21 protein-coding genes are annotated in these 24,315 nt (G+C 74.5%); 12 read left to right on the plus strand and 9 right to left on the minus strand.

The window, feature by feature from the left end; genetic code table 11:
• Nucleotides 1-53 precede the first annotated feature (53 nt).
• Complete coding sequence (locus CP980_RS30550) at nt 54-746, plus strand: RraA family protein (RefSeq protein ID WP_132759918.1); 693 nt, start codon at nt 54-56, stop codon at nt 744-746.
• Between the two features lie 43 nt (nt 747-789).
• Here CP980_RS30550 and CP980_RS30555 read toward each other — a convergent pair whose 3' ends face one another.
• Entirely contained in the window at nt 790-2,355 is a 1,566-nt protein-coding gene (locus tag CP980_RS30555) for an alpha/beta hydrolase (protein ID WP_150529568.1), read from the minus strand.
• Between the two features lie 264 nt (nt 2,356-2,619).
• Here CP980_RS30555 and CP980_RS36435 point away from each other — a divergent pair, with 264 nt between their 5' ends.
• Nucleotides 2,620-4,464 carry a chromosomal replication initiator protein DnaA gene (locus tag CP980_RS36435; RefSeq protein ID WP_150529569.1) on the plus strand — a complete coding sequence of 615 codons (1,845 nt, stop codon included), beginning with the start codon at nt 2,620-2,622 and terminating at the stop codon, nt 4,462-4,464.
• A gap of 88 nt (nt 4,465-4,552) precedes the next feature.
• On the plus strand, nt 4,553-6,193 hold the full coding sequence (locus tag CP980_RS30565; RefSeq protein ID WP_150529570.1) for an AMP-binding protein: 1,641 nt from the start codon (nt 4,553-4,555) through the stop codon (nt 6,191-6,193).
• Between the two features lie 24 nt (nt 6,194-6,217).
• Here CP980_RS30565 and CP980_RS30570 read toward each other — a convergent pair whose 3' ends face one another.
• Nucleotides 6,218-6,544, minus strand: coding sequence for a putative quinol monooxygenase (locus CP980_RS30570; RefSeq protein ID WP_099896049.1), 327 nt, complete (start codon nt 6,542-6,544; stop codon nt 6,218-6,220).
• Nucleotides 6,545-6,585: 41 nt separating this feature from the next.
• Nucleotides 6,586-7,392 carry an IclR family transcriptional regulator gene (locus tag CP980_RS30575; RefSeq protein ID WP_132759922.1) on the minus strand — a complete coding sequence of 269 codons (807 nt, stop codon included), beginning with the start codon at nt 7,390-7,392 and terminating at the stop codon, nt 6,586-6,588.
• A 123-nt stretch (nt 7,393-7,515) separates the two neighbouring features.
• On the opposite strand from CP980_RS30575, the gene CP980_RS30580 reads away from it, so the two are divergent.
• Nucleotides 7,516-8,208, plus strand: a complete 693-nt coding sequence (locus CP980_RS30580; protein ID WP_150529571.1) for a hemerythrin domain-containing protein — start codon at nt 7,516-7,518, stop codon at nt 8,206-8,208.
• A gap of 10 nt (nt 8,209-8,218) precedes the next feature.
• Here the strand turns inward: CP980_RS30580 and cynR are convergent, their stop codons facing one another.
• Nucleotides 8,219-9,106, minus strand: a complete 888-nt coding sequence (cynR, locus tag CP980_RS30585) for a transcriptional regulator CynR (RefSeq protein WP_132759924.1) — start codon at nt 9,104-9,106, stop codon at nt 8,219-8,221.
• A 124-nt stretch (nt 9,107-9,230) separates the two neighbouring features.
• Here cynR and CP980_RS30590 point away from each other — a divergent pair, with 124 nt between their 5' ends.
• Nucleotides 9,231-9,815 carry a carbonic anhydrase gene (locus tag CP980_RS30590; protein ID WP_132759925.1) on the plus strand — a complete coding sequence of 195 codons (585 nt, stop codon included), beginning with the start codon at nt 9,231-9,233 and terminating at the stop codon, nt 9,813-9,815.
• Between the two features lie 56 nt (nt 9,816-9,871).
• On the plus strand, nt 9,872-10,342 hold the full coding sequence (gene cynS / locus CP980_RS30595) for a cyanase (protein WP_189998530.1): 471 nt from the start codon (nt 9,872-9,874) through the stop codon (nt 10,340-10,342).
• Between the two features lie 446 nt (nt 10,343-10,788).
• Here the strand turns inward: cynS and CP980_RS35305 are convergent, their stop codons facing one another.
• Nucleotides 10,789-11,436 carry a hypothetical protein gene (locus CP980_RS35305; RefSeq protein WP_167535901.1) on the minus strand — a complete coding sequence of 216 codons (648 nt, stop codon included), beginning with the start codon at nt 11,434-11,436 and terminating at the stop codon, nt 10,789-10,791.
• A 132-nt stretch (nt 11,437-11,568) separates the two neighbouring features.
• Between CP980_RS35305 and CP980_RS30605 the strand changes: the two genes are divergently transcribed.
• The 5 genes from CP980_RS30605 to CP980_RS30625 all read left to right on the plus strand — a co-directional run bounded on the left by CP980_RS30605 (nt 11,569) and on the right by CP980_RS30625 (nt 15,827).
• The gene (locus CP980_RS30605) at nt 11,569-12,246 is read left to right on the plus strand and encodes a response regulator transcription factor (protein ID WP_048479473.1); all 678 of its coding nucleotides are present in this window, start codon (nt 11,569-11,571) and stop codon (nt 12,244-12,246) included.
• Nucleotides 12,247-12,379: 133 nt separating this feature from the next.
• Entirely contained in the window at nt 12,380-13,753 is a 1,374-nt protein-coding gene (locus tag CP980_RS30610) for a sensor histidine kinase (RefSeq protein ID WP_132760107.1), read from the plus strand.
• 145 nt (nt 13,754-13,898) lie between these two features.
• Nucleotides 13,899-14,126, plus strand: a complete 228-nt coding sequence (locus tag CP980_RS30615; protein ID WP_132759927.1) for a hypothetical protein — start codon at nt 13,899-13,901, stop codon at nt 14,124-14,126.
• The gene (locus CP980_RS30620; protein WP_132759928.1) at nt 14,123-15,049 is read left to right on the plus strand and encodes a sigma-70 family RNA polymerase sigma factor; all 927 of its coding nucleotides are present in this window, start codon (nt 14,123-14,125) and stop codon (nt 15,047-15,049) included. Before CP980_RS30615 ends, CP980_RS30620 begins: the two co-directional genes overlap by 4 nt.
• The gene (locus tag CP980_RS30625; protein WP_132759929.1) at nt 15,033-15,827 is read left to right on the plus strand and encodes a hypothetical protein; all 795 of its coding nucleotides are present in this window, start codon (nt 15,033-15,035) and stop codon (nt 15,825-15,827) included. The genes CP980_RS30620 and CP980_RS30625 overlap by 17 nt, the downstream gene beginning before the upstream one ends.
• Nucleotides 15,828-15,959: 132 nt before the next feature.
• Here the strand turns inward: CP980_RS30625 and CP980_RS30630 are convergent, their stop codons facing one another.
• The 4 genes from CP980_RS30630 to CP980_RS30640 all read right to left on the minus strand — a co-directional run bounded on the left by CP980_RS30630 (nt 15,960) and on the right by CP980_RS30640 (nt 21,851).
• Nucleotides 15,960-17,243, minus strand: coding sequence for a serine hydrolase domain-containing protein (locus CP980_RS30630; protein ID WP_189998550.1), 1,284 nt, complete (start codon nt 17,241-17,243; stop codon nt 15,960-15,962).
• A 136-nt stretch (nt 17,244-17,379) separates the two neighbouring features.
• A complete protein-coding gene (locus tag CP980_RS36050; protein WP_244328236.1) occupies nt 17,380-18,672 on the minus strand; it encodes a WD40 repeat domain-containing protein in 1,293 nt (430 codons plus the stop codon).
• Nucleotides 18,573-21,311 carry an nSTAND1 domain-containing NTPase gene (locus CP980_RS30635; RefSeq protein WP_244328237.1) on the minus strand — a complete coding sequence of 913 codons (2,739 nt, stop codon included), beginning with the start codon at nt 21,309-21,311 and terminating at the stop codon, nt 18,573-18,575. Before CP980_RS30635 ends, CP980_RS36050 begins: the two co-directional genes overlap by 100 nt.
• 174 nt (nt 21,312-21,485) lie before the next feature.
• A complete protein-coding gene (locus CP980_RS30640) occupies nt 21,486-21,851 on the minus strand; it encodes a hypothetical protein (RefSeq protein ID WP_132759931.1) in 366 nt (121 codons plus the stop codon).
• A gap of 347 nt (nt 21,852-22,198) precedes the next feature.
• Between CP980_RS30640 and CP980_RS30645 the strand changes: the two genes are divergently transcribed.
• Nucleotides 22,199-24,313, plus strand: coding sequence for a SpoIIE family protein phosphatase (locus CP980_RS30645; RefSeq protein WP_150529572.1), 2,115 nt, complete (start codon nt 22,199-22,201; stop codon nt 24,311-24,313).
• Nucleotides 24,314-24,315 lie beyond the last annotated feature (2 nt).

A 24,315-nucleotide genomic window follows, 5' to 3' on the forward strand; every position in this document is an offset into this window, starting at 1 on the left:
TGGGGGGCGGTGGCTGACCCAGCCGTCCGTTCGGGAGAAGAAGGGGAGACGGCATGCTGAAGGCCTTCACCGACCTGTCCACGCCGCTCGTGGCCGATGCCTGCCTGCGTACCGGAGTGCCGGTGCGCGTGGCACCGCCCGGCATCCGCACGGTACTGCCCGGCCACCGGGTGGCCGGCCGCGCGTTGCCGGTGCGCCACTACGGCAGCGTCGACGTGTTCCTGGAGGCGTACGGATCCGCCGAGCCCGGTGACGTCCTGGTCATCGACAACGGCGGCCGGACGGACGAGGCCTGCGTCGGCGACCTCGCGGCCCTCGAAGCCGAGAGCGCCGGTGTGAGCGGCCTCGTCGTCTGGGGGCTGCACCGCGACACGCCCGAGCTGGCCGAGATCGGCCTGCCCGTCTTCAGCTACGGAAGCCACCCGCCCGGGCCGGTACGGCTGGACGAACGCGAGCCCGAGGCGCTGGTCACCGCCCGGTTCGGCCCGCACCTCGTCGGCGGCTGGGACTTCGTCTTCGGCGACGCCGACGGGGTGCTGTTCGTACCCGCCGACCGGGTCGAAGAGGTGCTGGACGCCGCGCTCGGGATCCGGGGGACCGAGCGCGAACAGGCCCGCCGCATCCGCGCGGGCGAATCCCTGCGCACCCAGACGGCCTTCGCCGACTACCTGGTCCTGCGCGAGGCCGACCCCTCGTACACCTTCCGCCGGCACCTGCGCCGGATGGGCGGCGCCGTCGAGGAGTGACGGCGCCGTCGGGGGTGACGGCGCCGCCGGGCGTCCGGCCGGATCACCGCCGAGGTGCCGGGCACCCGGTGTCGCCGGCCGGCAGGGCGCCGTCCAGCAGGTAGTCCTCGACGTACGCGTCGACGCACGCGTTGCCGTTCTGGAACTGGCCGTGGTCGCCGCCCTCCACGGTCACCAGCCGGGATCCGGCCAGCCCGCGGTGGGCGCGCACAGCGGCCTCGTAGTACGTCGCGGGGTCGTTCTTCGAGTTGAGCATCAGCACCGGCGGCAGCCCCTCGCCGGTGACCTTGACGCGCGGGGCCTTCGAGCGCGGCCAGTTCGCGCAGACCGAGGCGTACGTCAACTCCCGCGCACCGGCCAGCGGATGGGCGCGGGTGGCCTCGGCGCTCTCCCGGACCCAGTATCGGCCGTCGCGGTTCCACGGGGTGTCCCCGCAGGTGACCGCGGAGAAGTCGGCGATGAACTCCGCGCCCATGGGGTGCCGCAGCCTGTCGGCGACGGCCTTCCGCGTCTGCGCCGACGCCTGTCCGGGATGGTCCAGGAAGCCGAGGAGGGCGGCGAGGTCCGCGAACTGCCTCTCGTTGTACAGGGCGTTGGTGGCCGCCGTGTCGAGGTGGCTGGGCGTGACGAGCGTGCCCTCGACGTCCAGCGGCCGGTCGCGCAGGGCGGCACGCAACCGCTCGTAGGAGGCCTTCGCCTCCTCGGGGGTGCGCCCCTGGTGGTACGTGGCGTCGTTGGCCGCCAGCCACGGCAGGAAGTCCTGGTCGAAGCGGCGCTGGAAGCTCATCGGCTGCCCGGTCAGGAAGGACTGCCAGTCCCCGGTGAAGTCGATGTTGCTGTCGAGGACGATCCGCTCCACGCGGCGCGGGAACCCGGTCGCGTAGTACGCCCCGAGGAAGGTGGCGTACGAGGGGCCGTAGTACGAGATCCTCTCCGCCCCGAGCAGCTCCCGGTACAGGTCCATGTCGTGCACGGCCTGGTCGGTGGTGATGTACGGCAGCAGGGCGCCCGAGGCGCGCTCGCAGTCCCGTACGAACTCCCGCGCGCGGTCGAAGGTCCGCCGGACGGCGGCCGCCGAACGGTCGCGCGGGTCGTCGGCGCCGCCGAACATGGCGTCGACCTCGTCCTGGTCCGAACAGACGACCTTCGTGCTCGCGCCCACGCCCCGCTGGTCGAAGGAGACGATGTCGTACGCGGCCGCCAGCTTCGGACTGTACGAGGCGAGACGGGCCGGCCGGGGGAGCCCCGAGGCGCCGGGGCCGCCCGCCGCCATCATGAGCACGCCCCGCCGCTTCGCCGGATCGGCCGCGCGGTGCCGGGAGACGGCGACGGTCAGGTCCGGCCCGGCGTCCGGGTGGTACCAGTCCCGGGGCACGGACATCGAGGCGCACTCCAGTGAACCGCCCGCGCAGGGCTGCCAGTCGAGCAGCTGCCGGCGGTATCGGTCCGGCACCGGCGCGATCGCGGGGCCGGCCGCCGAGCGGCCCGCCGCGCCCGCGGCGCTCGCAGTGCCCGCGGCGCTCGCCGGGCCGGTGGGCAGGGCCGCTGCGGCGAGCAGTGTGCAGGCGGCGGCCGTGAGCCAACGCCCGGGCCTCTTGAACACGTGCATGTCTGAACTCCCCCTGGGATACGGCTGGTCCCCTTGATCGTCCCGCGCGGGCCACCGCGCGCTCGATATCCCGGTCACCCGTATCCGTGGTGGTGCCAGTGCCACCGTTCGACCTGTGCGAAGGGCTTTGCCCGGGGGAGGGGAGTCCGTAGCAGAACCGATACTTCAGGCCTCTGTGACGCGTATCGCACGCAGCGCTACATTGCCCACGCCCCGCTGCTGCGGGGAGGCGCGGGCCGTACGGCCGGGGGAGGGGCATCGACGATGGGCTCTGGAGTCTTCGCGAAGCTGGGGAGCGCGATCACGGTCAAGACGGCCGCCGTGGCCGCCGCGGGCGCCCTGGTCGTGACCGGCGCGGTGGGGGCCGGTGTATGGGCGCTGGGGGGCGGCCCGCACCTGGCGGTCGTCCAGCGCAGCGTCTCCGTACCGGTGGCGGCGGGAGGCGAGCAGTCCGCCGTCGCCGCCTGCCAGAGCCACGAGAAGGCGCTCGGCGGCGGGTACGCCATCACCGGGACGGGCTTCGCCACGAGCAGCCTCTTCGTGGGCGACGCCTGGCTGGCGGCCGCGTACAACCCGGACGCCGCACCCGCCACCCTCACCTCGTATGCGCTGTGCGTCAACGCGAAACCGGAGTTCCGCGCCGGCGCCGCCTGGTCCGAGCAGGTGCACGCCTTCCAGGACCGGGGCAACAAGATGCTCGCCGCCAGCGGCGGCGGGACGATCCACGACCTCACGACCGACGGGCCGTTCGTGGACGCGGCCAAGCACGGCTCCGCCTCGCCGTCCTGCCCCGGCGACTTCACCTCGCTGGGCACCGAGTTCCGGTCGGCCCGCACCGTGACGGGCCGCGGCGTCGCGCCGGTCCCGCTCGACAGCCTGACCACGAAGTCGGCGTACACCGACGCCGCCAAGTCCGTCCCGTACGTCAGGCTCAACCCGGGCACCCGGCTGAGCGGCGCCGTCTTCCCGGTCCACACCTCCGAGTTCATCACGCACCAGACCCGGATCGAGGACCCGCAGCCGGCTGAGGCGAACTACGCGGTCAGCGTGCGGCCGATCTGCGTGCGGCTGGCGAGCGTGTCCGTGGCCACCGTCCGGGTGGCGGTGGCCGCGGGCGGCAGTGCGGACGCGGCCGTGTCCTGCCCCAAGGGGAAGCTGGTCGTCGGCGGCGGCTTCCAGTTCCCCGCCCTCAACGAGACGGCCGGCTCGGACGCTCCGACGCGTTTCTTCGGCGACGGCTGGCTGTACGCGCCGTCCGACGCCCCGGCCGCGTCCGGCGAGCCCTCGGGCCACAAGGTGACGGCCTGGCACGTCACCGGCAGGAACCAGCAGAAGGCAGGTCTCGACTACCACAACTCGGTCTGGATCGAGCACAGCGACCGGGAGACACTCACCGGCAACGGCTACTTCGACTCGCACCGCCGCGGCCCGGACGACCAGGAACTGAACGTCTCGCCGGTGCCGGACAGCCAGGAACTGGTCGCCACCGCCGTGTGCGCCACGATCGACGCCGAGCCCACCGAGCCGGCCGAGGCCCCCGTCCCGCCCACCGTCTCCCGCCCCGAACTGCCGCACGCGCTCGATCCGGGGCCCGGCACGCCGGACGGCAAGGCATCCGAGCCGCCCTCGTCCTCGCCCTCCGCCCCGGCTGCCGGTGCTTCGCCGTCCACGAGCCCGTCCGCCGCGCCCGGTACGACTCCCACGCCCGGCGGCCCCAACAGCCCCGGAACCCCGACCCAGGGCGGCCCGAGCCGGCCGGGCACCCCGTCGCAGAGCGGTCCGCCGACCCGGCAGCAGCCGCAGGCCCCGGCGGTGGCCATCCGGCAGCCGTCGGCCGACGGCCAACTGCGCCGGGGCTGCGAGGAGTCGTTCGCCGCGACGGCCCGGACCCGCCCGGACGACCGGCCCCTCACCGACCCGCAGTACACGAGCTGGCGGATCGCCGGGCCGAACGGGCCGGTGACGCTGGGCGCGGGCGCGTCGGGCCGCTTCCTGGTCCCGCTGCTCCCCGACGGGACGTACGAGCTGGTGTTCACCGCGACCGATCCGGCGGCCGGCGTCACCGGCAGCGCGGAGGTCTCCGTCAGGATCGTCGGCTGCATCCGCTGACGGGGTGGCCGGGGCCCGGGACGAAGAGGATCATGAGGGGGCGCCGGGCCGCCGGGCCCCGCCCCGCCACCGATTCCAGGAGGTACGTGTGTCTGCCGCGTCGAGCACAGCGTCGAGTTACGCATCCGGGGTCTTCGAAGTACCGCTGCTGGGCGACACGATCGGCGAGAACCTGGACCGCACCGTCCGCCGCTTCCCCGACCGCGACGCCCTCGTCGACCTGGCCGCCGGACGCCGTTGGACGTACGCGGAGTTCGCCGCCGACGTCGACGCCCTCGCGCTCGGCCTGCTGGACCTGGGCATCGCCAAGGGGGACCGGGTCGGGATCTGGGCCCCCAACCGCGGCGAGTGGACGCTGGTGCAGTACGCCACCGCCAAGATCGGGGCGATCCTCGTCACCGTCAACCCGGCGTACCGCTCGCACGAGGTGGAGTACGTCCTGCGCCAGGCCGGGATCCGGCTGCTCGTCGCGGCGGAGCGCTTCAAGTCCTCCGACTACGCCGGGATGATCGAGGAGGTCGCGCCGGGCTGCCCGGACCTGGAGTTCACCGTCCTGCTGGAGTCGCCGCAGTGGACCTCACTCCTGGAGCGGGGCCGCGGCGGCGACCCGGCCGACCTCGTACGGGCGGCGGCGGAGCTGAGCGCCGACGACCCGGTCAACATCCAGTACACCTCGGGGACGACGGGCTTCCCCAAGGGGGCGACCCTCTCGCACCACAACATCCTCAACAACGGTTTCTTCGTCGGGGAGTTGTGCCACTACACGGAACAGGACCGGGTCTGCATCCCGGTGCCCTTCTACCACTGCTTCGGGATGGTGATGGGCAACCTCGCCTGCACCAGCCACGGGGCGGCCATGGTCATCCCGGCGCCCGCCTTCGACCCGCGGGCCACCCTCGCCGCGGTCGAGGCCGAGTCCTGCACCTCCCTGTACGGGGTCCCCACGATGTTCATCGCCGAGCTCGCCGCGCCCGGATTCGACGCGTACGACCTGTCCAGCCTGCGTACGGGCATCATGGCGGGCTCTCCCTGCCCGGTCGAGGTGATGAAGGAGGTCATCGACCGCATGGGCATGCGCGAGGTGTCCATCTGCTACGGGATGACGGAGACCTCGCCGGTGTCCACGCAGACCCGCGCCGACGACTCGGTCGAGCGCAGGGTCTCCACGGTGGGCCGCGTCGGCCCCCACCTGGAGGTCAAGGTGGTCGATCCGCAGTCGGGGCGGACCGTACGGCGCGGGGAGCCCGGGGAGCTGTGCACCCGCGGCTACTCGGTGATGCTCGGCTACTGGGGCGAGCCGGAGCGCACCGCCGAGGCCGTCGACGCCGCCCGCTGGATGCACACCGGCGACTTGGCGGTGATGGACGAGGACGGCTACCTGAGCATCACGGGCCGCATCAAGGACATGGTGATCCGGGGCGGGGAGAACGTGTACCCGCGTGAGGTCGAGGAGTTCCTCCACGGCCATCCGGACGTCCTGGACGTGCAGGTCATCGGGGTCCCCGACGCCAAGTACGGGGAGGAGCTGATGGCATGGGTGCGGATGCGCGAGGGGGCACCGCCGCTGACCGCGGAAGCCGTCCGCGCGTACTGTGACGGACGGCTGGCCCACTTCAAGATCCCGCGGTACGTGCACGTCGTGGAGGAGTTCCCGATGACCGTGACCGGCAAGGTCCGCAAGGTCGAGATGCGCGAGACGGCGGCCCGCCTGCTGGGGCCCTCCTCGTAGAGGCGGGGCCGCCGGCCGGGCGGTTCAGTTGCGCGGGGAGAGCTCGGCCATGGCGCTCCAGCCCTGGCCGGGCACCTCGACGTGGATGATCTCCGGGGTGCTCGCGATGGCGCCGGCGAGGGTCTCCATACCGGCCTTGAAGTGGTCGGACGCGACGTGCGCCGCGCCCGCCTCGGCGTCGGTGAAGGCTTCCAGGAGGGTGTACTTGGTGGGGTCGTCGACGCTGCGCGACCAGTCGTAGAAGAGGTTTCCGGGCTCGTTGCGGGTGGCCCGGGTGAACTCGTCGACGAGCGTGAGCCAGTTGTCGCTGTGCTCCGGACGGACGTCGAACCTGACGGCGATGAAGATCATGCCGACCAGCCTGGCACTCCGGCCGGGCCCGCGCATCCCCATCACACCGTATTTCCGGCAGCGTCGGAAAACGGCCCCGGAGGATCCCCCGGCCGGTCTCGGCCGCACTCCGCCGCGGCCCGCGCGAGCGCGGCGCGGATCTCCCGCGGGCCTCGCCGGAACTCCTCGGTCGGCAGGGACACCGACAGGGCGTGCACCGCGTCGCCGTCGTGGTTCTGGTCGCGGCCGCGCGGCAGGGGTACGGCCAGGCAGGTGTACGCGGGATCGGCCTCGCCGACCGACACGGCGAAACCCTGCCCGCGGACCCGGGAGAGCTCCGCCTCCAGCAGCTCCGCGCTGGTGATGGTGGCCCCGGTCAGGCGGGCCATCCCGTGCTCGGCCAGGTACCGCCGCCGCAGCGGCCGGGGCAGCTCGGCGAGCAGCGCCTTGCCGTGCGCGGTGGCGTGCGCCCGGGTCTCGCGGCCGGGGGCGAACGGATGCGCCGCGTCCGTGACCGGAGCCGTGGTGTCGACGACCGTGATCAGGCCGCCCCGGTACGCGGTGTGGTACGCCTCGGCGCCGGTGCGGCGGCGCAGCCGGGCCAGCAGGTCCGCCATGCGCGGCGCGGGCTCCAGACGGCGCAGCAGGCTCCGGTGCAGCCCCGGGATCCGCGGCCCGAGCTCGTACCCCCGCGGGGTGCGCAGGAGGTAGCCGCGCTCGGTGAGCGGGGCCAGGAGGTGGTAGGCCGTGGACAGCGAGCATCCCAGCCGCCGGGCCAGGGCCTTGGCGCCGAGCGGCCCGGGCGCGTCGGCGACGGCGTCGAGGATCGCGAGCGCGCGGTCGACGGACTGCGGACCGGTGGGCGGCATGGTGCGGATCTCCAGGATCTCCGGGGGAGGGGGGCGGACGTACCCCGAGCCTATGACGCAGTGGACGGACGGCGTTCATCGAACGTTGACCCGACGCTGACACGGGGCGCGCACAGTCTCCGTATGGACAGCGAACACGTCGCCCCCGCGAGGCCGTACGGCCCGGCCGCCGCCGATCTCACCGGCGTCCGGGTCGCCCATCGCGCGATCCTGGCCGACATCGAGCGCCTGGCCGGGCTGCTCGCCGCTCTCGCCGCGGCGGCCGAGCCGGCCGGTCCCGCGCGGGCCGGGGCCATCGCCGGGTACGTGCACCGCTTCAACGACGCGGTACGCGGGCACCACCGCGAGGACCGGACCCTGTGGCCGGTCGTCCTGGACGCGGTGCCCGACGCCGCCGAGGCGGCGGCCGGTCTCGCCGGCTTCGTCGCCGACCACGAGGCGCTCGACGCGGTCCAGGCCGACTGCGACGCGGCCGCGGCACGTTTCGCCGCCGAGCCCGGGCGCCACGCGGGACGGCTGGCCGGGCTGCTCGCCGCCCAGCGGGACCTGCTGGCCGCGCACATCGAAGCCGAGGAGCGGCACGTCCTGCCGGTCATCGCCCGCCGGGTGCCCGGCGCCGCCTACGCCGCCGCGCAGGCCCGCGTCCGCCGGGCCGACCGCTCGGCGGACCCGGCGTGGTCGCGGGCCTGGCTGCTGAGCCACGCCACCGAGGACGAGACCCGGCGCCTGCTCGCGGCGGTCGGCGCGGGCCCGGCCGCCGTGGAGCCGGAGCTGCGCGAGTACGCCGCCGAGGCGTCGGCGGTGTTCGCGGGCTGACCGGCCGGGTTCAGGACGGGGCCCACTGCCGGGCGAGCGCGGTGAAGGCGCGGACGGCGGCGCTCTCGTACGCGCTCTCGCGGCGCAGCAGGACCACGGTCCGCGCGGGGAGGGCGGGGGCGAGCGGGACGGGGTGCAACGGCGTGTCGCCACGGGTGAGCGCGTCGGGGAGCACGGTGGCCAGCCCGGTGCGGCGGACGATCTCGGTGAGGGCGCTGATGGAGTCGGCCTCGACGGCGATCCGCGGCGCGACGCGGTGGCGGCGGAAATGGGCGTCGACGTGCTCCCGTGTGGCGAAGTCCTCGCTGAGCAACGCGAGGGGGCATGCGGGGAGTTCGGACACCGGCAGGGGCTCGGTGCGGCCGGCGTGCGGGTGCTCGGGGCCGACGACCAGGCCGAGGGTCTCGGTGAACAGGTCGGTGGCGCCGATGCCGGGCAGGTGGGCTCCCCGAAAGGCGATGCCGAGGTCGACGGCGTCGGCCAGCAGCGCCGCTTCCAGCTGACCCTGCGTCATTTCTTTGACGTTCAGGGTGATTCCGGGGTGCCGGGCGTGGAGCCGCGCGGCGAGCGGGCCCAGCAGGTACGCGGTGAAGGTCGGGGTCATGGCGAGGCGCAGGCTGCCGCGGGAGAGGTCCGCCACGTCCAGTACGGCCCGCTCGGCGGTGGCCAGCTCCTGGAGCGCGCGGCGCGCGTACGGGACGAAGGTCGCGCCGGCGTCGGTCAGGCGTACGGCCCGCCCCGTACGGTCCAGCAGCTGGACGCCCACGGTCCGCTCCAGCTGCTTGATCTGCTGGGACAGCGTGGGCTGCGAGATGTGCAGCTCCTCGGCGGCGCGGGTGAAGCTGCCGTGCTCGGCCACGGCCAGCAGATAGCGGAGATGGCGCAGTTCCAGGGGCATGGAGTGAAGTATAGATGCGACCAATAAGGATCATGCGCAGCATGTCTTGGACACTATAGATGCAGGTCATGCATGGTGGATCTCGTCAGCCCGACCGGGGCCGACCCCACCGAAGGGAGTGACCGTGCACGACCTCGCCGAGGGCCTCGCACACTTTCAGCAGGACGTCTTCCCGGCTAAGGCGGAGCTCTTCGCCCGCCTGGCGACCGACCACCGGCCGCGGACGCTCTTCATCGGCTGCTCCGACGCCCGCGTCGTCCCGGAGCTGATCACCCAGCGGGAGCCGGGCGAGCTGTTCGTGATCCGGACCGCCGGCAATCTCGTACCGGCCCACCCGGGTGCCGTGGACGGCGCCGACGGCGTCTGCGCCAGCATCGAGTACGCGGTCGCCGTCCTCGGCGTCGCGGACATCGTGGTCTGCGGGCACTCCGCCTGCGGCGCCATGACCGCGCTCGCCGAAGGCCGGGACCTCGCGGAACTGCCCGCCGTGGCCGGCTGGCTGCGCCACGCGGCCCCGGCCGCCGACGCGGCGCGGCGCGAGCCGGGGGCCCTGATCCGGGCCAACGTCGCCGCACAGCTCACGAACCTCGCCACCCACCCGGCCGTGGCCCGCGCCCTGGGCGCCGGGGTCCTCACCCTGCACGGCTGGGTCTACGACATCCCCACCGGCGCGGTCGAGCGGGTCGAACCAGCCGCCCTCGCGGCCTGAGCCCGTACCGAAACCCTCGATCCTCCCCACCACCCCATCCCCGAAGGGAACCTCTCGTGATCCACGCCCAGTTCGACCCCTCCGCCCGCCAGGCCCTCGCCGTCGCCGCCGTCGACGCCAAGATCCGCAAGGACCTCTCCTGGCAGCAGATCGCCGACGCGGCCGGCCTGTCCGTCGCCTTCGTCACCGCCGCGGTGCTCGGCCAGCACCCGCTGCCGGCCGCCTCCGCCGAGGCGGTCGCCGAGCTCCTCGGCCTCGACACCGACGCGGCGCGTCTCCTGCGGACCATCCCGACCCGCGGCTCGATCCCCGGCGGCATCCCGACCGACCCGACGATCTACCGCTTCCACGAGATGCTCCAGGTGTACGGCACCACCCTCAAGGCCCTGGTCCACGAGCAGCTGGGCGACGGCATCATCAGCGCGATCAACTTCAAGCTGGACGTGAAGAAGGTCGCCGACCCCGAGGGCGGGGAGCGCGCCGTCATCACCCTCGACGGCAAGTACCTCCCCACCAAGCCCTTCTAGGGCTCCCCGGCACGATCGGGGCCCCCTTCGAGGCCCAGGGCGTACTGGTCACGCCCCACGCCCCCGCGGTACTGGTGGCCCTGGGCGCGTCCGGCCGGGGCGGGGAGAGCGCCGACGGGCTGGGCTGGGTGGAGCACCTGTTCCACCACCGCCGCCCTCAACGTCGCCGGCACGCCCGCGATGTCGGCGGTCTGCGGGTCCGAGGGGGGCGCGGGCGGCGCCGAACGCGAGGAGGTGCTCGCCGTGGCGCGCGCCCACGGGATCGGCGCCGCGGAGGTCCGGCCGGCCCGGACCCTGCACCAGGGGCCGCACGTTTCGGCCGTCCCCGGCACCGGGAACCCGGACCACCTCCCGCCAACGTGGCCGCGGGCTCCCTGCGCCTGTCCGCCGGGGACCTCGCCCTCCGGGGCCAGGTCAGCCGGACCGCCCGACGGCCGGGTGCGCGGTCAGCGGGGACCGGCGGACCCGTTCCCGACGACGGTGTTGCCGGTGACCGCGCCGTCGGCGCCGGCCAGCGTCACGGCGTGCCGGACCCCGTCCGTCCCCAGGACGACGGCCAGCCAGGCGCTGCCGCCGCCCTGCTGGGCCACCGCCCGCAGCGACTCCAGCTTGCCGCCCTCCACGGCGGCGGTCGCCTTCTCCACGGCCTGGGCCGCCGCCAGCGAGGGCAGCGGCGCCGGGGCGGCCTTGGCGGAGCCGCCCGCCCGTCCGCCGCCGCCCGGACCGCGACCCGCCGCCCCCTTGCCACCGGGGAAAGCGCGGTCGCCGTCGACGACCTCGGGCTCGCCGCCCTTGCGCGCCATCGGGCCCGGCCGGCCCTCCATCGGCCCCTCCCCGGGGCCGTGCGCGCGGACCTTGGCGGCGAAACCGCCCCGCACGTGCTCGTGGTGGTCGTGCTCGGCCACCGCCACCGCGGCCAGCCCGCCGCCGATCACCACGACCGCCCCGAGGGCCACCCATCTCGTACGCCCCTCACGGGCCAGCCGGACCAGACGGCCGCGACGGCCCGCCGCGGGGCCGCCCGCGTCGGCCGCGGTCTTGGCCCCGCCCGGGTCGGCGGCCGGCTCGGCGGGCTGGGGACTGGACTGAGTCATCGACATGCTCCTCGTGTTCCGCGGGCACGCTGCCCGGCTGGGCAGATCGTGCGCGCCGGATGCTGAAGCCCTGCTGAAGCAGGCTGAAGACCTCTTCAGCAAGCGCCCGGCGCGACCTGAGAACCTGTCCCCATGCGCGTACTGGTGGTCGAGGACGAACGGCGGCTCGCCGCTGCCCTCCAGCGGGGCCTGCGGGCCGAGGGCTTCACGGTGGACGTGGCCCACGACGGCCCCCAGGGCCTGTGGCTGGCGGGCGAGCACGACTACGACGCCATCGTGCTCGACATCATGCTGCCCGGACTCAACGGCTACCGCGTGTGCGCCCGGCTGCGCGCGAGCGGCTGCGAGTCGGGGATCTTGATGCTCACCGCCAAGGACGGCGAGTACGACGAGGCCGAGGCCCTCGACACGGGCGCGGACGACTTCCTCTCGAAGCCGTTCTCCTACGTCGTCCTCGTCGCCCGGCTGCGCGCCCTCATCCGGCGCACCGGCCGCCGCAGCCCGCAGATCATGGAGTTCGGCGATCTGGTGATCGACCCGGCCGGACAGCGGTGCACGCGCGCCGGGACCGAAGCCCGGCTGACCTCGCGCGAGTTCGCGGTCCTCGTGTACCTGGCCCGGCGGGCCGGGGAGGTCGTCCCCAAGCGGGAGATACTGGAGCACGTCTGGGACGCGGCGTACGAGGGCGACCTCAACGTCGTCGAGGTGCACGTCAGCGCCCTGCGCCGGAAGATCGACGCGCCCTTCGGCCGGGCCGCCGTGGAGACCGTCCGCGGCGCGGGCTACCGGCTGGCGGCCGACGGTGGCTGACCGGAGGACCGGCGGCGCCGCCTCCCGTGTCCTCGGCCGCGTCCTCGGCCGTCTCGGGCCGCGCGCCGACGCCCGGATCCGCGAACGCGTACGGGGGCCGCGCCCCAGGGCCGTACGCGGCCTCGCCCGGCGCCTGCGCCCGCGGTCCGTGCGGGCCAGGGCCACGCTCGGGGCCTCCGCCGTGGTGGCACTGGCCCTCGGGGCCGCCTCCTTCGCCCTGCTCGGGATCCTGGACGGCAACCTGATGCGGGACGCCCAGGCCGCCGCCGAGCGCGAGGCCCTGTCCACCGCGGGCCTGGTGGCCGCGGGCCGGTTCGACACCGTCGTGACCCCCGGGCGCGGCACCGACTTCGTCCAGATCGTCGATGCCCAGGGACGGGTCCTGGCGGCGAGCCCCAACCTGGCCGGCCGCCCGGCCCTCTCCCCGGCCCGCCCGGGCCGGCCCGGCACGGTCCGGGACACCTGGAAGGAGGGCCCGGCGCGCGGGGACCGCCGCCACCGCGTCGTCCAGGTCACCACCGTCACCGCGGACGGCCTCGTCACCGTGTACGCCGGGACCTCCCTGCGGGAGGCCGACACGGCCGACGACGTCATCACCGGCGTGCTCGCGGTCGTGGTGCCGCTGCTCGTGCTCACCGTGGCGTTGGTCACCTGGCGGGTGACCGGCTGGGCGCTGCGGCCCGTCGAGGCGATCCGCGCCGAGGTCGCCGCGATCAGCGACCGCGACCTGCACCGCCGGGTCCCGGTGCCGCGCAGCCAGGACGAGATCGCCCGGCTCGCCGTCACGATGAACGCCACCCTGGACCGGCTCGAAGCCGCGGGGATCCGCCAGCGCCGGTTCATCGCGGACGCCTCGCACGAGCTCCGCAGTCCCATCACCGTGCTCCGCACCCAGCTGGAGGTCGCCCAGGCCCATCCGGATCCGGCGCTGTGGGGCGAGCTGGTCAGCGGGGCGCTGGAGGACACCGTACGGTTGCAGGACCTCGCCGCCGACCTGCTCCTGCTGGCCCGCCTGGACACCGGGGAGGCGCCGCCGGACGCCCGGGTCGACCTGGCGGACGTGGCCCGGGAGGCCGCCCGTTCGCGGCGCCGGGACCGGGTCCCCGTGGACATGGACATCGCTCCCGCGGCCGTCGTGCGCGGCAGCACCCTGTGGCTCTCCCGGCTCGTCACCAACCTGCTGGACAACGCCCAGCGCCACGCCGAGCGTCGGGTCCGGCTCGTCCTGCGCGCCGACGGGCCCGGGCGCACCGCCGTACTGGAGGTCCGCGACGACGGGCCGGGCATCGCGCCCGCCGACCGGGAGCGGGTCTTCGAACGGTTCACCCGTCTCGACGACGCCCGCAGCCGCGACGAGGGGGGCACGGGTCTGGGCCTGGCCATAGCCCGTGACATCGCCACCCGCCTGGGCGGGTCCCTCACGGTCGAGGACGCGCCGGCCGGTGCCCGGTTGGTGGCCAGGCTCCCCCTCGAACCTGACGCAAGCGGGGCGGACACCGGGTTCTGATTGTTCCCCGTTCTGCTTTTTTCGCACCTGTCCAACTCTGTTCACTCCATGCTTGCTTCGGCTCCTGAAGGGGGGCGTGGCAACGCCATGAGCCGCATCCCGGACAGACACCAACCAGGCGCAAAAGCAGCCAGAGGACGGCGCGATGAAGAACAACCGGATGATCGTCACCGTGGTGGCGCTCTTAGCGATCTTCGCCTTCAGTGTGGTGATGGTGGTGGCGGGACAGCCCGTCGCCGCGATCACCGCCCTGATCCCGTCGGTCGCACTCGGCGTGCAGCAGATCGTGCAGGCGGGCACCGGGGTGGCCGAGGGCCGCCGCGAGCGGACCGCCGCGCAGGTGCCCGACCGGGAAGAGGGGCCGCGGGGATGAACCTCCACTCGGCACCCCAGGACCTCCCCCAGGGCCGGCGCGGCAAGCCCGGCCGGCCGCTGGGCCCCATCGCCGAAGGCACCGGACCGGCGCACCGCGCCTGGCTGGAACCCCTGCGCGACGCCATCCACGGCAGGGGAGTGACCCTGGACGAGCTCCAGGCGCGCACCGGCCGGGACAAGGGGCACATATCCGAACTGCTGCGGGCCGTCGGACGCTACCCGCGCTGGGTGTTCGTCCGTACGGTGCTCCTCGCGCTGGACCGGCCGGGCCTGCCGTACGACTCGATGCGGCTCCGCTGGGTGATCGCCGCCCAGGACATCGGCAAGCGCACCTCGTGGATCAAGGACTGCCTCCACGAGGGCGGCGCCCGCCACCGCACCGCCAGCGCCTCGGCCCCGCTCGACTTCCGGGCCTTCCAGCAGATGCACCGGCCGCACTACACCAGCTACGCCTCGGCCTTCCTGCGCCGGGACGGCCTCGTCGAGAAGGCCGTCGACGACGTCTTCACGCTCCTGCTGATGCTGTGGCACGACGCGCTCGCCAGCGAGAACCCCGAGCGGTTCGCCTGGCCGATGCTGCGCCGGACCGTGCTCGAACGCGCCCCGAAGGACAACGGCCGGCCCTCCCTCGTCGAGTCCGCCTTCGACACGGTCGCCCTCGACTTCGCCCCCGACCCGGTCGGGCAGGTCGAGGAGTCCATGGCCTTGTTCCGGGCCGTCGGGGGCCTCGCCCCCATGCAGCGGGACGTCATCGTCCTGCTCCACCTGTGCGGACTGGGGGAGACCCGGGTGGCGGACGAACTCGGGGTCTCCCTGGCCTCCGTACGCTCCACCGCACGGCACGCCAAACGCAATCTGCACGCCGTCCTGTACCCGGACACGACCACCGAGGAGGAGGTCCCCGGTGACCTCGACGATTGACCAGCTGCTGGCCCGTGCCCGCCTCCACACCGCCCCGCACGCACCCGCCGACATCGCGGACACCGGCGGCGCGCCACACCCCGCGCCGGGACCCCGGTCGCCCGGCGCGGCGCCCGGCGAACCGCAGAAGGACATGCGCGGAGCCGCCCGCGACCTCCGGGCCCTGTGCGAGACGGCCGTCACGGGCACCGCCGTCGCCGCGCTCGGGGACTTCCTCACGCACCAACTGCCCCAGCCCTCCGGGGCCCGCGTCCTGGGCTGCATCCTGCTGCTCACCGACGCCGAGGACTCCGCCCGCTTCTGGTGGCAGTACGCCGCCGGCGCCGGGGACTCGATCGCCTCGTACTGCCTCTACCTCCACCACCTCGCACTCGGGGAGAACCACGAGGCCGTCTGGTGGCGGCGCCAGACGGCGCCGACCGCCGCGGGAGGGCTGGCGGACATACCGGCCGCCATGGACGCACCGGACACCTCCACCGTGGTCTTCGACGGCGCGGAGCGCGATCTCGCCGCCGACGCGAGCCTGCCCACCACCCTGCGCGTCCTGCGGGCGCTGCGCCCCGGCGGAGCCGGGTCCGGGCGCGGCGCGGGCACCGTCAAGGCCGTCATGGAGTACGTCTCGGCCGCGGTCAGCTACGTCGACGACGACCTCGAACTCCCGCTGCCCGACCCGGACTTCACCGAACGCATCCGCGATCTGACCGCCGCCCCCGGCCGCAGGCCGAAAGCCGGGCGGCCCGCCCCGCCCTCCCTCCCGGCGCGCCTGCGGACCACCTGACCCGGGGCCGACGAGACCCCGTCGCGGGGAGGCGATGTGACGGACCGTGACCCCGCGCCACCTCGTTCCACGAAGGCATCAGTGGAACGAGGCAGGCGCTTGATCGACCGGGAGGGCCGTCCGTCACCGGGTTCAGCGCGAGCCGTGCTCCGGGAGGTCCTGCTCGGCCGGGGCCGCCGTCAGCGCCGGCAGCAGGGCGAAGCCGCGCTGCGAGGGCGCGGCCGCCGGCCCCGCCGCCGGGGTCTTCTTCCCGCAGAACGCACCTTCGAGCGTGCCGCCCAGGGCGGTGTTCGCCTCGCCCTTGTTCGAGGTGTTCGCCACCGCCGCCAGGCTGCGCTTGCCGTCACGCGTGGCGAAGGCGTACGTGTAGAAGCCCTGGACCGTGCCGGTGTGCCCGTACACCGAGGTACCGCACGACAGGTCGTAGCGGCGCAGCCCCAGGCCGTAGAACCGGCTGTTCGCGGCGTCCGTCGGAGTCATGGTGAGCATGGCGTCCAGCATGGCCGGCTTCAGCAGCTTGCCGCCGAGCAGCGCCGACATGAAGGTGTTCAGGTCGGCCGCGTTCGAGATCATCGCACCGGCGGACTGCGCCCAGGACACCGTCTGCTCGGTGGAGTCGACCAGCGGCGCCCCCGCCTCGTCCGGGTGCAGGTAGCCGTGCAGGTGGGCGCCCTTGATCTGCGTCGAGGGGTGGACGTACGAGGTGTTCTTCAGCTTCAGCGGCTTGATGATGCGCTTCTCGTACTCCGTGGCCACGCCGTGCCCCGTGGCCTTCTCGATGAGCATGCCGACGACCACGAAGTTGGTGTTGGAGTACTGGTACGAGACGCCCGGCTCGGCCGTGCGCGGCTCGCGCAGCGAGAGGGCGACCAGCTCCTGGTAGGTGAAGACCTTGTTGCGGACCGCCTCGAAGCCGGGCACGGTCTTGTCGAACATCGCGTTCGTGTAGTCGGACAACCCGCTGCGGTGGGTCATCAGGTGACGGACCGTGATGCGGTCGTCCGGCAGCAGGCCGGGCAGGTACTGGTTGACCGGGGTGTCCAGGCTGATCTTGCCCTCGTCGACCAGCTGGAGCAGGACGACGCTGGAGAACGTCTTGGTGACGCTGCCGATCCGGAAGCGGCTGTTCAGGTCCATGGCCGCGCCCGTGGTCCGGTCCTGGACGCCGACCGCACTGGTGAGCGGCGCGCCGGAGCCGGTGATGCGGACCATCGCGCCGGGAGCCCCGACCGCGGTGGTGTTCTTCAACGCCTGCGTCACGGCCTCCATGTCGGGCTTCGGGGCGGGCGCGACGCCGGTCTGCGCCGCCGGTGCGGCGAACGGATGCGCGGCCGCGTGGGCGGCGGTCGCCGGCACCACGCCGGCCACGACGGCGAGCAGGGCGGCACTGAGAGTCAGGCGTCGGTCGAGAGGCAGGCGCACGGTGTTCCTCAACTACGGGATGACGGAAAGGATGTGACTGTCGCAGTCGCGAACTCGCCGCCGCGGGGCGGTCAAGTCCGCGGGCTGTGATCGTACGTGCCCCGCAGGTCCGGCCCGTGCAACTGCCGCCTCAGAACGTGCAGGCAGGAGCGTTTTTCGGCCACTCCGTACCCGCGCCGGGCCGGCAGATCTCGGCCAGCCGGGCCTGCGGATCCGGGTTCCACAGCCGCACCGTGCCGTCGTTGCTGCTGCTCGCCACCGTCCGCCCGTCGGGCGAGAAGACCACGCCCCACACCGCGCTCGTGTGGCCCGTCAGGGCGGCCCACGGCCGTCGCCCGGCCACCTCCCAGAGCCGCACCGTACGGTCGTTGCCGCTGCTGGCCAGCCACTTGCCGTCGGGGGAGAAGGCGATGGCGCGCACCGCTCCGGTATGGCCGGACAGCACGGCCCCGGACGTGGCCGCGGCCCATGAGCGGCGGGCGTCCCACAGGCGTACGGTGCCGTCGTTGCCGCTGCTCGCCAGGGTCCGCCCGTCCGGGCCGAAGGCGACCGCCCGTACCGCGCCCGCGTGGCCGGTGAGCGTGGCGAGCGGCCGCCGCCCGGGCACGTCCCACAGACGTACGGTCAGATCGTCGCCCGCGCTCGCCAGCGTGCGCCCGTCCGGGCTGAACGCCACGTCGTTCGCGAAGTCGGTGTGCCCGGTGAGCGTGGACAGGGCGGTACGGGAGGCCACGTCCCAGAGCCGGACCGTCCGGTCGGAACCGGCCGAGGCCAGCAGCCGCCCGTCGGGGGAGAAGGCCACCGCGTACACGATCCCGCCGTGCCCGGTGAGCGTGGACAGGGCGGTACGGGAGGCCACGTCCCAGAGCCGGACCGTCCCGTCCGAACCCGCCGAGGCCAGCAGCCGTCCGTCGGGGGAGAAGGCCACCGAGAACACCGACTCGGTGTGCCCCGCGAGCGAGGCGGCCACCCGCCGCCCGGCCACCTCCCACAGCCGCACCGTGTGATCGGCGTCCGCGGTGGCCAGCAGCTTCCCGTCCGGGCTGTACGCCGCCTGCCAGATCTCCGTGAAGGGGCGCGCGGTGAGCACGGGACCGCGCAGGTCCCAGAGCACCACCGACTGGTCGAAGGCCGCGGTGGCCAGCAGAGCGCCGCCGGGGTCCACGGCGACCCCGAGCACGTAGTCGGTGTGTCCGGCGAGCGTGGCGAGGGCCCGGCCGCCGCGCACGTCCCACAGCCGGGTGGTGCCGTCCCCGCCCGCGCTGACGAGCGTGGTGCCGTCCGGGGTGTAGGCGACCGCGTTGATGTCGTCGTTGTGCCCCGTCAGCGCCATCGACGTACGGCCCCCGGCCACGTCCCACAGCCGCAGGGTCCGGTCGACGCCCCCCGAGGCCACCGTCCGCCCGTCCGGCGCGAACGCCACCCCAGCACCTCGGCGGTGTGCCCGGCGAGCACGGCGGTCTGACGGGCCGCCACCGGGTCCCACAGCCGTACGGTCCCGTCGGCGCCCCCCGACACCAGCGCCCCGCCGTCCGGCGCGTACGCCAGGGAGTCGACCCTCCCGGTGTGCCCCGCCAGCTCCACCACGGGCGCCCCGCCGTCCGCGGGATCGCAGAGCCGTACCGTCCCGTCGGTGCCCGCGACGGCGAGGGTGCGCCCGTCGGGTGCGAAGGCCACGGCCCGGGCGTCCGCCGTCCGCGCCGGGAGCACCGCGAGGAGGCGCCCGTCCGTGTCCCACACCCGGACCGGGCCCTCCGTCGACGTCGCGGCCAGGGTCCGCCCGCCCGGCCCGAACGCGATCGCGCGCACCCGGCCCGCCATCGTCAAGGTGACCGTCGTCCGCCGGTCCGGGACCCGCCGCAGCAGCACCTTCCCGTCGGAGCCGGCGCTCGCCAGCAGCCCGCCGTCCGGCGCGAACGCCACCGCGTTGACCGGTCCGCCGTGCCCGCCGAGCCGGGCGAGGAACGGCTGGGACTGCGTGCTCAGCAGCGCACCCCGCGCCTCGGGGTTCGCCTCCGTGCGGTACGCCTCCCGCGCGAGCCGCATCGAGTCCTCGGGCCGGCCGGCGGCGAGGGAGGCGGACCTGGCGGCGAGGGCCTGCGAACGGGCGGTGCGCTCCTGGCGGAGCGCGCCCGACCGCTGCTGGTGGGCGACGGCGCCCGCGGTCAGGGCCAGCACCAGCAGGACGCCGAGCAGGGCCAGCATCCCCTGCCGGAGCCGGACCTGGCGCCGGGCCTGCGTGCGCCGCGCGTCCTGCGCGTCCCGGCTCGCGCTCAGGAAGGCCGCCTCCCGGGGGCCGAGCCGGCCCCTGCCGTCGAGCTCGTCGGCCCGGGCGAGGGCGGCGGCCAGCCGGCTCCCGCGGTACAGGACGGACGGATCGCGCCCCTCGCGCTCCCATTCCTCGGCGGCGTGGGCCAGTTGCCGGTGGACCAGCAGCCCGTCCCGGTCGGCGTGGATCCAGCCGCGCAGCCGTGGCCACGCGTGCAGCAGGGCCTCGTGGGTGATCTCGACGGTGTCGCTGTCCATCGTGACCAGCCGGGCCCGGACGAACGCGTCGAGGGCGGCCCCGGCCCGGTCGGCGTCGGCGAGCTGCTCCATCAGCTCGGCCCGGGACGCGCGCCGCCGCGTCGCCCCGGCGCCGTCGGCGACGTGGACCAGGGCCACCAGCGCGCGGCGGATCGCCCGCTGCTCCTGCGGGTACAGGCGGGCGAACACGGTCTCGGCCGTGTGCGCGACCGCGCCCTGGATGCCGCCGCTCTCCTCGTACCCCGCGACGGTCAGGGTGGACCCGGAGCGCCGCTGCCAGGTGGCCATCAAGGCGTGGGAGACCAGCGGCAGCGCACCCGACGGCGTGTCGCCGGGTCCGGCGGTCGGGGTGTCGGCGCCCTCCGCGGGTCCCTCGCGCAAGCCCGCGTCGCGCAGCAGCAGTTGGACCAGGCCCGGTTCGAGGGTGAGCCCGGCGAGCTCGGCGGGGCGGGTGATGGACTCGCGCAGCTCGGCCACGGACATCGGGGGGAGGACGAACAGCCCGTCGGTGCAGGCAGCGGCCAGTTCGGGCAGGTCCAGACAGCTGCCGGTGAAGTCGGCCCGTACGCCGAGCACCACGACGGCCGGGTCATGGGCCGTCGCACCCGGTCCCGCCGTGGCCAGGGTGCACAGGACGTGGGCGAAGCCGCGCCGCTCGTCCTCGTCGGAGCAGAGGGTGAACAGCTCTTCGAACTGGTCGACGAGCAACACCGGCCGTACGGAGGGGGGCCGGGTCTGACCGGTCGCATCGTGAGAGCGGGGCGCCAGTGCGCGGACGGCTTCCAGCAGGCGCCGCGGCCGCTCGCGCAGCTCCCGTACGGTGATCCCGACATCGCCGCCCAGCACCTTGGCGGTGGAGTCCAGGAGCTCCTGGAGGGGATGCGCGGTCGGGGTGAACCGTACGACCGGCCACCCGTCGGCGCCCGCCATCGGGAATCCGCCGCTTCGCCGCAGGGCCGGTACCAGACCCGCGCTGAGCAGGGAGGACTTTCCGGCGCCCGACCGGCCGACGAGCACCAGCGGACCGCCGCCGATCCGGTCGAAGACCCGCTCGACCAGGGCGGCGGTCACCCGGTCTCGGCCGAAGAACCAGCCCGCGTCGCGCGGGGTGAACGCGGCGAGGCCGCGGTAGGGGCACTCGCCGGCGGACTGCGGCTGCGGATGCGACGGCGACGGCCCGGCGGTCGTGGGGGATGGGGCGGGCGTGGCGGGCGGGCAGCCACGGGGCTTCGGCACCTCGGCCTCCGGGAGCAGTTGGAGGAGCGTGCCCCCGGCCTCCAGCACCCGGTCGCAGCGCAGCGCGACGTCGTGGGTGACGCGCTTGGCTCCGGTCTCGATCTTGCTCAGGTAGCCCTTGCTGTAGTGCGTACGGCGGGCCAGATCGGCCAGCGACAGACCGCGCTGCACCCGCAGCCGGCGCAACTGGGCGGGAAAGGCCGCAGCGGCCGCGGCCGCTCCGGGCTCGTGATCGGTGTGGTGATCGGTGTGGTGATCGGTGTGGTGATCGGTGTCGCGTCCGCGGTCCGGGTCCCCCACGGCATCCCCCATGGCACAGCGCGCCCAGGTTGTGAGATGGAACGTCCCAGGCTACCGCGGGGGTCGGACGGCGGAACGCGTGTCGGGCCGGCGTGGCGCGCGGCGCACGGCGCTGCGGCCCTCGGGGTCCGCCGGGGGAGCGGCGGACCCGGAGGGCCACGAACCGGTGCCCCGTTACGGGCGGTTGAGGGTGATGGAGTTGATCGGCCCGAGGTCCGCGTAGACACCCCTGCCCTCGGCGATGGGGGATCCGCAGTTCGTGCCGCCGTAGCCGGTGCACAGGCTCGCGGTGGCCCCGCCGTACTGGTTGTTGAGGACCCAGTGGCGGCCGTACTGGTTGCTCAGGTTGTGGGCTCCGTAGCTGGTGAAGATGTGGGTCGGCTTGACGGCCGGGTTCTGGTCCTGCGGGTAGATGCAGACCGACCCGTACGGACAGCCGGCCCAGTCGTCGGCGGGCCTGGCGTCGGCCGGGCCGCTCAGTGCCACGACGGCCGCCGCGGCGGTGGCGAGCGCGGCGGCGCCGCGGATCATCTTGCGCATCATGTCCCCCTGTTGGGTGTGCGTCGGTGTTGACGCCGGGACGTGGGGGAGGTCTGCCTCCCCGGCGTCCCGGCCCTGCTGACGTCTTCAGCCTTGCCCGCGGCCCCCCGCGGGTCGACGGGTTTCCCGTTGCCCGTCGCGGGCCGGGACCGGGAAACCCTCCCTGACCTGCGCCGCGGCGCGACGGCGGGCAACCCGTCACCCCGGGTGAGCGGCCGGCTCCCGTCCGGCGCCGTGATGTCCTGTGCCCCGAGGGCGGGCAGAATTGAGGGGGCGCCCCGTGCCCGCAGCGCGGGCGCCGGTCAGCCACGCACGCGGGGAAGACGCGCGCAGAAGGGGGCCTGCCGATGCCATCGGACCGGCTGGGGGGCGCGGACGGCCCCGGCCCGATCCGGTCCGAACCGGGGTCCTTGCTGGAACACGTGGTGGTGGCCGTCTTCGGCATCGACGAAGAGGACCGGATCTGCTACTGGGGCCCCGGCGCGCAGAACCTCTTCGGTCACGAAGCCGGCTCGGTACTGACCCGCCCCGCCGCCGCCCTCTTCCCCGAGCCGGCCCCGGACGAGGGCCCCGGCCCCGCCGCGCACCTCGCCGAGCGCGCCCGCGCCCTCGGCTACTGGCGCGTACGGCTACCGGCGCTGCACCGGGACGGCTCGGTGTTCGACTGCGGCTTCCGGGTCTTCCCGATGACCGGGGCCACCGGCGCCTCCGTGGTCATCGGGCTGGCCAGCCGGGGCGACGAGCTGGACCGGGTCAAGACCAACCTGTCCTTCCTCGACTCCCTCTTCGAGACCTGCCCGATCGGCCTGGTCATGCTGGACGAGGAGCTGCGCTACGTCCACCTCAACCAGGCCATGGCCGACATGGACGGCATCCCGCTCGACGAGCACCTGGGCCGCCGGATGGCCGACATCATGATCACCTCCGACGAGGGGGAGTACCAGCGCATGCTGCGCTCCGTGGCCGACGAGGGCCGGACGGTGATCGGCACCCTCGTGGGCCTGCGCACGCCCGGCCACCCGGACCGCGACCAGGTGCGCTCGGTCAGCTTCTTCCCGCTCACCGGCGCGGGCGACACCCGGCGCGGGCTGGGCGGCCTGCTGCTGGACGTCACCGACCGCGAGCAGGCCATCCTGGAGGCCACCGCCGCCCGCCGGCGGCTGGCCCTGCTGGACCGGGCGGCCGCGAGCATCGGCACGACCCTGGACCTCGACACCACCGCGCGCGAGCTGGTCGGCGCGGTGGTTCCGGAGTTCTGCGACGCCTCCGTCGTGGAACTCGTGGAGTGGATGGACGAGACCGAGGCGTTCGACCCCGAGCTGCCGGTGGCCACCCGCCGCATCGCCTCCGGCACCACCCTCCCCGGGCCGGCGGTCGAACTCGTGAGCGGCCTGCGGGAGGTCACGTACCCGCCGGGATCCAACACCCACCAGATGCTGAGTACGGGCCGCCCGCTCTGCTTCACGGTCGACGAGGACTTCGCGACCCGGACCGTCGTCCACCAGGAGCGCGCGCAGCTGCTGCTGGACAGCGGCCTGACCTGCATCCTCATGGCCCCGCTCATCGCCCGCGGCACGGTGCAGGGCATCGCCATGTTCGGCCGCTCCGCCGCCCGCCCGGCCTTCGCCGAGGAGGACCTCGGGCTCGCCGGCGAACTGGCCTCCCGGGCCGCCCTGTGCCTGGACAACGCCCGGCTGTACGGCAAGGTCCGGGACATCGCGCTCACCCTCCAGCGGGCCCTGCTGCCCAGCGCCCCCGCGGCGGGCCCGTACGTGGACATCAGCCACCGCTACCTGCCCGGCAGCCGCGGCACCGAGGTCGGCGGCGACTGGTACGACGCGATCACCTTGCCCGACGACCGGGTGGCGCTCGTCGTCGGCGACGTGATGGGGCACGGCGTGCCCGCCGCCGCGGCCATGGGGCGGCTGCGGATCACCGCCAAGACGCTCGCCCGGCACACCGCCGAGCCCGCGGCACTCCTCGACGAGCTCGACGCCTGCGCGCAGGAGGCCGGCATCGAGTGGGCGACCTTCTTGTACCTGCTGTACGACCCCCGCACGGGGCGCGCCCGCATCGCCAACGCCGGCCATCCGCCGCCGCTGGTACGGCACCGGGACGGAAGCGTGCATTCCGTCGGCGAGGTCCTCGGGGTCCCGCTCGGGGTGGGCGGCGTACCGTACCGGTCGGTCGAGATCGAGATCCCCGAGGGCGCCGTCGTGGCCCTGTACACCGACGGGCTCATCGAGGCCCGCGGCCAGGACATCGACACCGGCATCGACGCACTGCGCGAGCAACTGCGCGCGCCGCTCGGTTCGTTGGAGGAGGGCGCCGACCGGATCCTCGCCAACCTGCTGCCCGACACGGCGACCGACGACACGGTCCTGGTCCTCGCCCGCGTCAGCGGGGCCCCCGGCCGGCCGCCGGCCCGGGGAACCGGATCACCGCGCAGGGCGTCGTCGTAACG

The organism is Streptomyces vinaceus (genome assembly GCF_008704935.1).
Lineage (GTDB): Bacteria > Actinomycetota > Actinomycetes > Streptomycetales > Streptomycetaceae > Streptomyces > Streptomyces vinaceus.